Origin of the sequence: Corallococcus macrosporus DSM 14697, assembly GCF_002305895.1 — a bacterium.
GTDB classification, from domain to species: Bacteria; Myxococcota; Myxococcia; order Myxococcales; family Myxococcaceae; genus Myxococcus; species Myxococcus macrosporus.
This window is the reverse complement of record NZ_CP022203.1, coordinates 1,539,199-1,550,926: the sequence shown is the minus strand read 5'-3', so window position 1 is coordinate 1,550,926 and position 11,728 is coordinate 1,539,199. Positions and strand designations below refer to the sequence as shown.

At 70.8% G+C, this 11,728-nt stretch carries 12 protein-coding genes; 2 read left to right on the top strand and 10 right to left on the bottom strand.

What is annotated here, in order from left to right:
• Window positions 1–4 precede the first annotated feature (4 nt).
• From MYMAC_RS06530 to MYMAC_RS06505, 6 genes are all read right to left on the bottom strand, one after another.
• Entirely contained in the window at window positions 5–874 is an 870-nt protein-coding gene (locus MYMAC_RS06530) for an AHH domain-containing protein (RefSeq protein ID WP_095957452.1), read from the bottom strand.
• Window positions 871–1,989: a hypothetical protein gene (locus MYMAC_RS06525; protein ID WP_095957451.1), complete on the bottom strand. Its 1,119-nt coding sequence runs from the start codon at window positions 1,987–1,989 to the stop codon at window positions 871–873. Before MYMAC_RS06525 ends, MYMAC_RS06530 begins: the two co-directional genes overlap by 4 nt.
• On the bottom strand, window positions 1,986–3,296 hold the full coding sequence (locus MYMAC_RS06520) for a TIGR02270 family protein (RefSeq protein WP_095957450.1): 1,311 nt from the start codon (window positions 3,294–3,296) through the stop codon (window positions 1,986–1,988). Before MYMAC_RS06520 ends, MYMAC_RS06525 begins: the two co-directional genes overlap by 4 nt.
• A 17-nt stretch (window positions 3,297–3,313) precedes the next feature.
• Window positions 3,314–3,850: a DUF6484 domain-containing protein gene (locus MYMAC_RS06515; RefSeq protein ID WP_095961494.1), complete on the bottom strand. Its 537-nt coding sequence runs from the start codon at window positions 3,848–3,850 to the stop codon at window positions 3,314–3,316.
• 18 nt (window positions 3,851–3,868) lie between these two features.
• The gene (locus MYMAC_RS06510; RefSeq protein ID WP_095961493.1) at window positions 3,869–4,333 is read right to left on the bottom strand and encodes a DUF4150 domain-containing protein; all 465 of its coding nucleotides are present in this window, start codon (window positions 4,331–4,333) and stop codon (window positions 3,869–3,871) included.
• A 75-nt stretch (window positions 4,334–4,408) separates the two neighbouring features.
• A complete protein-coding gene (locus MYMAC_RS06505; RefSeq protein ID WP_095957449.1) occupies window positions 4,409–5,404 on the bottom strand; it encodes a hypothetical protein in 996 nt (331 codons plus the stop codon).
• A 203-nt stretch (window positions 5,405–5,607) separates the two neighbouring features.
• Between MYMAC_RS06505 and MYMAC_RS06500 the strand changes: the two genes are divergently transcribed.
• Window positions 5,608–7,443, top strand: coding sequence for a fibronectin type III domain-containing protein (locus MYMAC_RS06500; RefSeq protein WP_095957448.1), 1,836 nt, complete (start codon window positions 5,608–5,610; stop codon window positions 7,441–7,443).
• A gap of 55 nt (window positions 7,444–7,498) precedes the next feature.
• Here MYMAC_RS06500 and MYMAC_RS06495 read toward each other — a convergent pair whose 3' ends face one another.
• A complete protein-coding gene (locus MYMAC_RS06495; RefSeq protein ID WP_095957447.1) occupies window positions 7,499–8,278 on the bottom strand; it encodes a hypothetical protein in 780 nt (259 codons plus the stop codon).
• A 54-nt stretch (window positions 8,279–8,332) separates the two neighbouring features.
• Between MYMAC_RS06495 and MYMAC_RS06490 the strand changes: the two genes are divergently transcribed.
• Complete coding sequence (locus MYMAC_RS06490) at window positions 8,333–9,685, top strand: hemolysin family protein (protein WP_013935554.1); 1,353 nt, start codon at window positions 8,333–8,335, stop codon at window positions 9,683–9,685.
• Window positions 9,686–9,727: 42 nt separating this feature from the next.
• On the opposite strand, the gene MYMAC_RS06485 is transcribed toward MYMAC_RS06490, so the two are convergent.
• The 3 genes from MYMAC_RS06485 to MYMAC_RS06475 all read right to left on the bottom strand — a co-directional run bounded on the left by MYMAC_RS06485 (window position 9,728) and on the right by MYMAC_RS06475 (window position 11,728).
• Window positions 9,728–10,594: a hypothetical protein gene (locus MYMAC_RS06485; RefSeq protein ID WP_239989380.1), complete on the bottom strand. Its 867-nt coding sequence runs from the start codon at window positions 10,592–10,594 to the stop codon at window positions 9,728–9,730.
• Window positions 10,572–11,114, bottom strand: a complete 543-nt coding sequence (locus MYMAC_RS06480) for a hypothetical protein (protein WP_239989379.1) — start codon at window positions 11,112–11,114, stop codon at window positions 10,572–10,574. Before MYMAC_RS06480 ends, MYMAC_RS06485 begins: the two co-directional genes overlap by 23 nt.
• A gap of 128 nt (window positions 11,115–11,242) precedes the next feature.
• Window positions 11,243–11,728 (bottom strand): hypothetical protein, encoded by a 486-nt coding sequence (locus MYMAC_RS06475; RefSeq protein ID WP_013935557.1) that lies wholly within the window; start codon window positions 11,726–11,728, stop codon window positions 11,243–11,245.

Sequence of the window (11,728 nt, the reverse complement as noted above, 5' to 3'; positions counted from 1 at the left end):
CACCCTACCAAAGGCTACCCCACTCATAGTGGGTTGTTCCGTCCTTGTTCGCGTAGCGCACGTGCTCCGAGCCACTCCCTGTGAACCTGACTCCAGTAACCTTTGCCATGACAATGGCCCGGCTCAGTCCAACAAGGAACTCCCAGAAGTCTTCTTCAAGGTCCTTCAACTCCTCGAACGCCGTTTCAGGAAGATCGCCGTGAGGTTCTCCCGAGTTGATAACTTCCTGGAGACGCTTGGACACCTTCCGCATCTCATCCATGACTCGCATCGTGTAGGACTCGTGGTCGCTCGGATGGCAGATGAGTGAATGAACCGGAACGGCCCAGTCTTCCGCGGGAAGATTGATGATGTTGTGCCCGTGGTTGATGTTGTACTCGGACATCAACAACAGCCGCAGTTGCTTGTAGGTGAAGGCCGGCTTGCCATCCTTCATCGTGTAGTAGAAGGCCGAGCCCGGCAGCATGTGGTGGGCTTCCCAGGCGTACGGAGACTGCTGGGTGTACGTGGGGTTGAAGTTCTCCTTCGGCCCCCCCGGAAACTCCGCCCGCTCCTTCACCATGTCCCGGATTTCGCTCAGGTGCGCATGGTCGAAGTCGCGGTACACGCCCCGCCCATCCTGGGCCTTGAGGTAGGTGTAGCCCCGGCGAGCGTAGTTGTCCCCCTTGGCCAGCACCCCGTTCAGCGGCGCGTTGGGGTCCAGGTGCCCGTCCGGAGCCGGCGCGGCCTTCTGCTTCTTGCTCTTGCGCTTCTTCGCCTCCTCCCTGGCCGCGGTCCGGACGGCGTCCTTCCGAGACAGGTTGCGCTTGAAGATGCCATTGAGCCTGCGTGCCAGCTCCGTATTGAGATTGTGCCGCGTGTCACCAGTCGTCATGGCGGGGCGCCTCCGGACGGATGCTCAGGGGTGGTTCCTGCCAAGATGGCGGCTCGGCCGGAATCGTCCGCGCTGGCGAAGACGAGGCTCACGGAGGACGGGGCATAGCCGCGCTGCAGCCCCCTGACCGCGACACACGCGTTGACCGCTCCCATCGCGGCGCCCACGTCGCCGAAGCCAATGGCGGGATACCAGGCCTGAAGTTCCTCCAACGAGGCGTCCATCGCCCGCAGGTGGAGCAGCACCATCCCCCACTCCCGCGCCCGCCCCTCCTCACCGTTGTGGTCGCTCACCAGGAGCGGCCGGGCGCGAAGGACCCCCGCGGCCGCGAGCACCGCCTCCGCACACGCCGCCAGGGCCCGTCCATCCGAGGGCCTGTCAGCGCCCCGCGGGTGCGGCTCGTCCCCGAGCCGCACCGCATGCAGCACCACCTGGGCCTCCCCTCTGGAAGGCTCCACGAGCGCCTCGGTGGTCAGAAACAAGGCCGCGCCCGCTTCCCCGGGAGTCAAGCCCACGGGCTGCTCTGGCGTCTTCAACCGTCGTTCATCCGCCAGCGCGTGGAGCGTGGGCGCTTCGACCAGGCAGTCCACCCCCATCACCACGCACGAACGAAGCCCGCCGCTCCGCAGCGCCGCCTCGGCCGCGTGCAGCGCCCTCGCGAAGGCCACGTGCCCACCGCCAAAGAAGCGCCTGGGCCCGGACCACTCCAGGCCCAGGTTCCGCAGGCTGGTGTCCAACACACGGCGCCCCAGCGCCTCCACTCGCAGCGCCACCGAGGCGTCCGGTTCACCCAGGTCCAGACCTCGCTCCCACGGGTCCGGCAGCGCCAGACAGACGCCGGTCTCCGGCCCGAGGGCCCGCAGGTCCACGCGAGTGCCCACATCCTTGAGCACCTCGCACGCCAGCGCCACGAGCCGACCGACGCCCGAGAAACCGAACGTCGCCGCAGGGAGGGCGCAAACCGTCACGGGCCGAGGCACCTCCTCGCCAGGCTCGGCGACGTCCACATCGGGAGATGGCGAGGGGCGGAGCAGGTTGGCCCGGAACGCGGCGCACGCGGGAATCGCCGGTCCCAGACATGACGCCATGCCCAGTGCCTCGACAAACACCTTCATGCCCCACCCCCCGCACCCAGGCCCCCCTCCAGCGACTGGGCGAAGCGCGCGGGCGGCAGGCGCCTCGCGGCATCCTCTTCCGCGCGCTGGACCCGGGTCCACGCGCCCGCGCGCAACCCCAGCGCGCCCCGGGTCCGCAGGGCCACGGCCCACCACAATGACCGGCGGCGATACATCGCGCCGTCTCGCAACGCGTCGAGCAACGACACCTGCCCCAGGGGCAGCCCCCGCACGTAGCGCGACGCCGGGTTGAACCGGGACGCGCGCTCGGCCCACCACGCCTCCACCCGGGATACCTCGGGCAACGGGAGGTCTGCTTCCGGCTCGTACGCCATGCCGCCCCCGTCCTCCCCTGGGCCCACCGCGGGGACGTCCATGCCGGTCACCAGCGCGAACGCCTCCGCGGCCAGCGGCGCCCACGACGGCTCGCGCATCGCCTCCAGACAGGCCCGCGCCGCCTCGGAGGTCCCCAACAGCCCGAGCACCCGCAGGGTCTCCGCCCCGCGAGAGGCGTCTCCCAGCCCCTCCAGCAGCGACTTCTGGGCGTCCGGCCCGCCCGCCACGGCCAGGGCCCCCATCGCCAACTGGCGGTGCGGCCCGCCCCTCCGCACCTGACGGCGGCATTCCCACCACGCCAGCCGACTTCCCGCCAACAGCCCCACCTCCAGCGCGGCGCCAGAGACCTCGGCGGAAGACGCGCGCAGGCCCACCTCCAGCGTGGAATCAGACAGGCGGGCGGGCCAGGAGCGCAGACACCGAAACGCGGCGGCCCGCACCTGCATGGCCTCATGTGAGAACGACGCCTCCAGTGCGGGCCCGGGGTCCACGCGCCATACCCCCAGGACCTCCAGGAGCGCCGAGAGCACCCGAGGAGACGGTGAAGCGTCGACCATGGGCCGCAGCCAGGACTCCAGCCCTCGCCCGCGAGCACAAAGAAGCGCGGCGTGGATGGCCGAGCACGGGCCCTCTTCCCCCGCCTGGAGCACCTCGAGGACGCTTCGCACGGCCGCCTCCCGGCCCTCCTCCTGGAGCAGCAGCCCGAGCGCGGCGCACTCCCCTCTCCCTGGCTCGTCCGCTTCGACCAGGGCGGGCATCAGCAACCTCGTCGCCGCCCCGCGCCCCGCGAGCACCAACGCATCCAGATGGGCGAGCAGCCGCGCCTCCACCCGCGCCACCTCGTCGAGGACGTGGTCCGGCGCCACGAGGGCTCGCCGCCACTGCCTCCACAGGAAGCCCGCCTCGTCGAGGTGTGACGCCAGCATCTCCCAGGAGACGGGAAGCCCGAGGTGCCGAGGCAGCGGGTTCATCACGTCACGCCCCTCTCCTAGTTGATCTGCGTCTTGCCGCCACGAAGGCGCAGCACCTGGCCCGCGTCGACGAGCACGTGCTCACCTCGAAGCAGAATCTGGCCATTGCGCCGCAGGACCAGACTGGACCTGCCGCAGCGAAGCTCGAGCTCCTCGGTGGCACCGTCCAGGAGCGCCTTGATGGGGACTCGCTGTCCGTTGGCGACGATGGCGACCTCCCCGTCCTGGCGCGCGTCCCCGGGCGCTTCGAGCAGGGCATCCAGCAGGGGTGTCTCACTGCGCGGTTGCAGCAAACCGAGGACCACGGGGCGCGACGGCGAGCCCCGCTCGAAGCAGAGCACCGCCTCCTGCCGCGCCTCGATGGCCCGAAGCAACGTGGCCTCATCCACCACGAGCGGGAGCCGGGCCTCCAGCGGCCCATGGCGGTTGCCCTCGAAGTCCACCTGCACCGTGCCGCCTCGCCCCCGGCCGACGACCTGGCCAATGAGCGTGCCGTGGATGGGCTCCTCCGCCCGAGGAGGCGTGCGTCCGGCGTCATGGTCGTGTGAGGCCATGGACATCCCCCCTGCGCGTTACAGCTCCTTTTCGCAGACCAGGCAGTTGCACCTGCCCAAGCCCAGGCCAGCCGCCATCACGGGCGGCTGCATCAGCGGGAACGGAGGCGTGTTCTTGTCGTTGTGCAGCATCAGGTCCAGGGCCCGCGCCACGTTCTTCCCCTCGACCTGGACGTCGAAGGAGAAGTTGACGAACTCGGCCTTGCCCTTCGTCTTGCCAGAGACGACACCGCCCCCCGCCGTTCCAGCCTCATCCCCCGTGCTGGTGCTGAAGTTTGAGTCCTTCACGCACAAGGGGGTCCCCTCCACGGTCACCGTCTTGCTGCCATGAGCGGTGTCGGCGGAGCGCGCCACGTTCGGGTACGGCAGGGGGAGGGGGCCCGCCGGGCTGGGCGTCTTGCAGACGTCTGGAAACGCGACGGAGACGCCGTTGGAGTCCTTGGTCACCACGGACATCTTGTTGACCCCGACCGTATTGGCCATGCCGCCCCCCTTCCCGCGCACGGGAGCGGGAATCATCTCCCGGCGCGCGCCAAGGGGGATACCACTCAACCGCCGCTACTGTTTGCACGGCGACAGCGTGCGCTTCGCGTTCAGCAGCTCCTCCTCCGTGGGGCTGCCGTAACGCACCGTCTTCGGCGCCGCCTTGGGCCTGGCGGCGTCGTGGACGTTGAGCGTGCCCATGTCGCGGCTGAGCACGGTGCGCAGCCCGGTGCTGTCGTAGAGCGCGCCGAAGAAGGCGCCGCCGGAGCGCAGCGGCACCGGCGCCAGCGCCCCTGCGGGCCGCAGCAGCAGCGTGGTGTAGTCCTCCGTGGCCCACTCACACGGGTCCTTCTTCCCGTCGCGCTTCATCCATGACGCCGCGATGTCGAACACGGCGCTGCCGTCATCCCACCGGCTGCTGAAAATCTCCCACTTGCGCTCGCACTCCGGCGCCTCGCAGGCGCGCTCGGGCAGCACGTCCGCCAGCTCCAGCGGCAGCCCCCGCCCCTCCGCGCTGTTGGCGTTGTCGTCGGCGCGGCGCAGCTTGCAGCCCGTGGGCGCGTCCTTCTGGCGCAGCGCCACCGGCGTGCCCGACAAGCGCCCTGGCGGCAGCACGTCACACTCCACCTGCAACTCGGACATGAGGTACGTCTTGCGGTCCGCGTCCGTGCCCATGCGCACCGCCCACCACACCACGGGCACCGCGCGGCACGGCGCCGCGTCCGCCTTGCCGAACACCCACAGCGGCACGGCCGGGTCCGGCGCACCCAGCTTGCGGACGTCATCCTCCGCCGGCACCAGCTTCACGCCGGAGCGGTCGCGCTCGGCCTCCGAGAAGTAGCGGTCCTTCGCTTCCGGGATGACGGCCTGGTGCGCCAGCCAACCCGCGCCCGAGAGCCCCACCAGGTTGCGCGCCGTGAAGGGCACGATGTCCGGGCGCTTCGGGCAGCCCCGCTCCGGCTCCGCGGACGGGAAGGAATCCACGTCGTCGAACTGCGCGGACGCCGCCAGGGGCAGCAGCGTCAGGCTCCAAGCCAGGGCCTGCGTCGTCAACCGGACCACCAGATGCATCGGGCTCCTCCACGGGAAGCGGCCGCGGCCGGCGCACGCGCCGCGGCGAAGGACGAGAGCCTCCCGTCATACCGCATGCCCGCGACACGCCAAGGCCCCCCCCAAACCCGCAAACCGAGTTTGACCCGAAAAATAGCTCGCGCCGCTCTCTGAGGGGCGGTGCCTCCGGGCCCACCCATCCCCTCAGCCGAAAGGCCGTCTCCATGTCGCTTCCAGGACACCTCCACCGGGCGGGGCTCGTCGCCCTGGTGGTCCTCACCACGCTGCTCAGCGTCCTGCTCCCCGCGCACGTCCTGGCGGCGGACCGGGGCGCGTGGGCGCCCGACACCGCGTACACCGTGGGCGACCTCGTCTCTCATGGCGGCAAGGGCTACGACTGTCGCCAGTCGCATCGCTCCCTCGTGGGCTGGGAGCCGCCCAACACGCCAGCGCTCTGGCTGGAGCGGACCGGGAATCCCCCTCCGGACACGCAGGCGCCCTCCGCGCCGCCTTCGCTCACCTCCACCGCGAAGACACACGCGAGCGTGTCACTGTCCTGGGGCGCCGCCACCGACGACGTGGGCGTCACCGGCTACGAGGTCTTCACCAACGCGGGCACGTCCCCCTCCGCGACGACGGCGGGCGCCACCACCGTCACGGTGACGGGCCTCCAGGAGAACACCACGTACACCTTCACCGTGAAGGCGCGGGACGCCGCGGGCAACCGCTCGGCGGCGAGCAGCGCGCACAGCGTGACGACCGCCCCACGCCCCGCGCCGGACACCATCCCGCCCTCCACGCCCGGCGCCCTGCGCGCCACCGGCGTGAGCAACAGCAGCGTGTCGCTGGCCTGGACCGCGTCCACCGACGACGTGGGCGTCACCGGCTACGAGGTCTTTGTCAACGGAGGCAGCACCGCGTCCGCGACCACCACGGGCGCGACCAGCGTCACGGTGACGGGTCTGGCGGCGAACACGACCTACACCTTCACCGCGAAGGCGCGGGACGCGGCGGGCAACCGCTCGGCGGCGAGCAACAGCGTCGCCGCGACGACGACGGGGACGCCGCCCGCGGGGAACAGAATCATCGTGGGCTACTGGCACAACTTCGACAACGGCTCGACGAACATCCGGCTGCGGGACGTCTCCGCGAAGTTCGACGTCATCCAGGTCGCCTTCGCCGAGCCCGTGGGTGGCCCGGGCTCCGGCCGCATGGCCTTCACGCCGTACAACTCGAGCGTCGCGGACTTCAAGGCGGACATCGCCCTGCTCCAGAGCCAGGGCCGCAAGGTGCTCATCTCCATTGGCGGCGCGAACGGCACCGTCCACCTGGATGACGCCACCGCGCGGCAGGACTTCGTCACCACCCTGCAGGCCCTCATCGACACCTACGGCTTCGACGGATTGGACCTGGACCTGGAGGGCAGCTCGCTGTCGCTCAACGGCGGCGACACCGACTTCCGCAACCCCACCACGCCGCGAATCACCAACGTCATCCAGGCCACGCGCCAGCTCCTCAACCAGAACGGCCCGGGCTTCATGCTCACCATGGCGCCCGAGACGGCCTACGTCCAAGGCGGCATGTCCGCGTACGGCGGCCCCTGGGGCGCGTACCTGCCCGTCATCCACGCGCTGCGAGACAGGCTGACGTACCTGCACGTGCAGCACTACAACACCGGCACCGTCATGGCGCTGGACGGCCGGGCCTACGCGCAGAGCACGCCCGACTTCCACGTGGCCATGGCGGAGATGATGCTCCTGGGCTTCCCCGTCGGCGGCAATCCCCAGGCGATGTTCCCGGGGCTGCGGCCGGACCAGGTGCTCATCGGCCTGCCCTCGTCACCGCAGGCGGCGGGCGGCGGGTACACGACGCCGGCCAACGTGCACAGGGCGCTCGACTACCTGCTCAAGGGCCAGTCCTTCGGCGGCACCTACGTGCTGCGCACGCCCGCCGGATACCCCGGCTTCAAGGGCCTGATGACCTGGTCCATCAACTGGGACGCGTTCACGAACTTCGAGTTCTCCAACAGCCACCGCGCGTACCTGGACAGCGTCCGCTGAGGCGCGGCTCCCGAGCCCCGGCGTGGGGAGACGGCCGCTGGAGGCCGCCGTGCCTTCAGCGCTTGCGCGGCTTCGTCGGCGGAGGAAGCACCTCCACCGGAATCTCGCGCGCCGGCGCCACCGCGGGCATGGCCGCGTCCGGCGCGCCGGCGTCGGTGGGCTCGGGCGGCCTCACCTCCTCAATCTGGTCATTCAGCGGCACCCGGCCCACGGAGCGGAAGAACAGCTCCCACAGCGCCTTGCGGTGCACCTCCGGAGACGCCGAGCCCGACACCACCACGCCCGCGCCGCTGTAGCTGGCCGCCAGCCCCAGCGGCTCGAGCCCTTCTCCCACCGACGCGAGCTGCTCCTGGAGGATGGCCACGTCGAAGGTCAGCGCCAGGTCCCGAGCCATGAACGCGTCCGTCTTCAGCAGCTCCAGCAGCGCCAGCCTGCACTTGGAGTCCTTCACCGAAGCACTCAGGGAGCGCTCCGCGCCGGTGGTCGCGTTCAGGTCCGGACAGGCCTTGCGGGCCACGGCCAGCCGGGGCGCGGCGTCTTCCGGAGGCGGTGAGCCCACGGTGAGGCGCCACACGGCGAAGCGCCCCCCCGCGTACAGGAGGAGCAGCGTGCGCCCCTCCTTCTGGCCGGTGAGCAACAGCTCGTTGCTCCCGGGGAGCAGCTCCGCCTCCGCCACGGAGGCATCCTCCACCTGGACCCAGTCCACGGTGTCGAGCTTGTGGAAGCGCTCCTTCTTCGGCTCCAGGGGGACCGACAGGTCCACCGGCCACGCACCGGCGAGCGCCGGGACGAGAAGTGCCAGGAGTGCTCCAACGACGTACATGCGAGCGGACATCAGGGCTCCAGCGCAGTGGTGTGGACCCTTAGCACGGGATAAGAACAGGGCTCTATGCCTACCTGGACCCTCTGGGTCGCCTGCCTGGCGCTGAGTTTCGTCAGGGCCCTTGTCGCCGCCTCGGAGTCCGCGCTGTACGGCGTGTCCGACCTGCGCGCGCAGGAATTGGCGGACTCGCAACCGGGTCGCGCGACCCGCCGGGTGCTCCGCCACAAGACGGACCGCGAGCCCGTGGCCACGGCGCTGCGCCTGGGCATGGTGCTCAGCGGCTTCCAAGCCGCGGCCATTGGCGCCTTCGTCCCGCCGCGCATGCTGGACTTCAGCCGCTATGGCGACGCGGAGTGGCTGCCGGTGGCCACCGTCGCGGCGGGCGCGCTGCTGGTGGGCGTGCTGGCCACGCTCATGGAAGTCACCATGCGCGGCCTGGCCAACGGCAGCCCGGAGCGCTGGGCGCTGCGGCTGTCGGGCTTCACCGCGCTGCTGGTGACGGTGCTCTACCCGCCCATGCGCGTGGCCATGGCCCTGCTCAACCTGATGGCGCGCACCTTCGGCCGCACGCTGCGCTTCGAGCCGCCGCCCCCGCCGCTGGAGGAGCTGGAGAAGCTGCTGGCCGCCCAGGCGGCGAAGAACGAGGTCGACAAGAGCGCCCCGCAGCTCATCCGCTCCATCTTCGAGCTGTCCGACAAGCGCTGCCGCGACGTCATGGTGCCGCGCACGGAGGTGGTGACGGTGGACATCACCGTCGACACGGACGAGCTGCTGCGCCTGCTGGCGGAGGAGAACCACTCCCGCATCCCGGTGTACCGGGACGACGTGGACCACGTCATCGGCGTGCTGCACGCGCGCGACATCATCCCCCTGCTCCAGCACCCCGAGCTCATCGTCCTGCACGACATCATCCGCCCCGCGCACTTCGTGCCGTGGATGAAGCCCATTGGCGACCTGCTGCGGGACATGCAGAAGCAGAAGATTCACATGGCCATCGTCGTCGACGAGTACGGCGGCTTCATGGGCGTGGTGACGCTGGAGGACATCCTCCGCGAAATCGTCGGCGACATCGGCGACGAGTTCGAGGTGGAGGAGAAGCAGGTGGAGAAGCTGGCCGACGGCAGCTTCCTGGTGGACGCCGCGCTGGAGGTGGACGCCTTCACCCAGAGCTTCGGCTTCCCGCTGCCCGAGGGCGACTTCGACACGCTGGGCGGCTTCCTCTCCTCCATGGCGGGCCACCTGCCCGACGTGGGCGAGCGCTTCGCCTACAACGGCTGGCAGTTCGTCGTGGCGTCCAAGGAAGGCCCCCGCATCGACCGGGTGCGCATGTCACGCGGGAAGTCCGGCATCACCAAGGACGCCCGCGACGGGCTGGCGCGCGAGCCCGGCCGCGAGGAGCAGGCCACCGCGAAGAGCTGAGGCCGGGCGGGACACCCGCCCCGCGCCGGCCCCCCCCAGGCGCTACTGGGACCAGTAGCACTCCAGCGTCTCGCGCGCGGACTTGCCAATGAGCTCGCAGTTCTCGAAGCGGGCGCGCTCGCCGCCACCCAGCTGCCGCCCATAGGCGTCCGCGAAGCGCCGGAAGTAGCTGTCCGGCAGCGCCTTGGAGTCGAGCCGGAAGTCCGCCGCCGGGGCGCGCTCCAGCTCCAGCCGGAAGCCAATGCCCCGCCCGGCGACGAGCCGGCGGACGCTGGCCTCGTCGGTGATGGCCTGCTCCACCAGCTCGCTGAGCGGCTGACGCAGCGCCACCGCGCCGTCCTTGCCGGTGCGCCCGGTGCGCTTCGCGGCGCCCAGGGAGACGCTCCAGTGCAGCGGGCCGGAGAGCGCGAAGGTCCGGTCCTCGCAGCGCTGGGAGCGCTCCGCCTCGACCTCGCCGGTGGCGACCTCCGCGCGGGTGACGTCCTCGTCGGTGAGCGCCGTCACCAGGGGGTAGATGGAGGCCAGCGCCAGCACCACGCCGAGCGTCATCGGCAGGTCGATGTCCTCGTCCTCGGACTCGCCGTCGGACATCGACATCAGGAGCCCGCCGCCCCCGAGCATCGCGAGCCCGGCGAGCAACGAGTCCATGGGCGGACTCGTCGTCGTGTCGATGCGATTCTTGCTGAACTCGGTGGAGACCTCGGTGCAGGTGGTGCGCTTCACCGCGACGCGGCCGACGTAGGACCCATCCACGACGCTCTCCAGCGCGTCGCGGTGCGTCTCCCCCAGGGGCACCTCTCGCAGGCGCGGGCCGCGCACGTACTCGGACGTCGTGCTGCAGCCCGCGTGGGAGAGGAGCAACGCCGCCAGCCCCACCGCCCCCACCCTAGAAGAGCCGGTTGCGCGCATCTTCCATCGCTCCACAAAGCTTCGAGTAGTGCTCCAGCGCCCGCTCCAGCCGCAGGCTCTTGTCCACGTCCGTCTGGCGCCCGGGGACGAAGTCCCGCACCGACGTCACGGAGAGGTCGACGTACGGCAGGCTCTGGAACTTGCCGGTGGGCTCCGCGCAGTAGCGGTTCTCCGCGCTGCACTTGCGGAACATGGAGTACGTCCCGGTGTGCTTCTGCTTCACGCGGAGCCGCAGCGTCGCGTCGTTCCCACCGTTGAGCCGGATGACCTCGATGGGCAGCAGCAGCCCGCGCAGGTCGACGATTTCCGTCCGCTCGCGGGGCTTGTCCAACACCATGACGCGGCAGTCCTTCACCGTGACGTGCACCTCCGAGTCGTTCCACGCCTCGATGTGCTCGCGCAGCCACTCCTCCGTCTGCGCCTTGGTCGGGTCCACCTTGCGCGTGGGAGCCGGGGGTTCGGGCGGCGGCGACTTCGCCGCGGCCAGCGCGCTGGCGGCGCTCAGCACCCCCAGGGACATCGGAAGGACATATCGTCGGAAAGGCGACATACCCACACGCTGCCACGTCCTGCACTCCGCCAGCAACGGACAACTCCCGTGTCACCGCATGGGTGAAACTGGCCCCACTGACGTGAGCGCCGGCCGCGTCAGTCGCCGCTCAGCGGCGGCACCCAGGCCAACGGCAGCACGCGCTCGGCCTGGAAGGGCGCGCGCCGCTCGGTGCCCCCGAAGCGCAGCACCACCCCGCCCTCCACCTGTACGCGCCGGGGCACCGGCTCCGGCCCGCCCGTGGCGCGTGCGCTGGCCAGCGGGAAGAGCACCCGCAGCGGGGCGCTGCCATCCTCGGCCAGGGGCGCCGCCACCTGCTGCGTGCCCACCGCCACGCGGCGCCCGTCCACCCGCAGCGTGAAGTCCACCGCCGCCAGCGTGGCCGCGTCCGACGCGGGGTTCGTCACCCGCAGGTCCAAATCCAACACGCCGGTGCCGTCCTGGCGGAAGTCCACCTGGAAGGACGCCACGCGCACCGCCTCTTCGTAGGCCCTGGGCCGGAAGGGCACCGAGCCCAGGCACCCGGACGCGGCGAGCCCGCCCGCCAGCAGCCCCAGGAAGACGACGGCCCGGCGCGAGCGCAT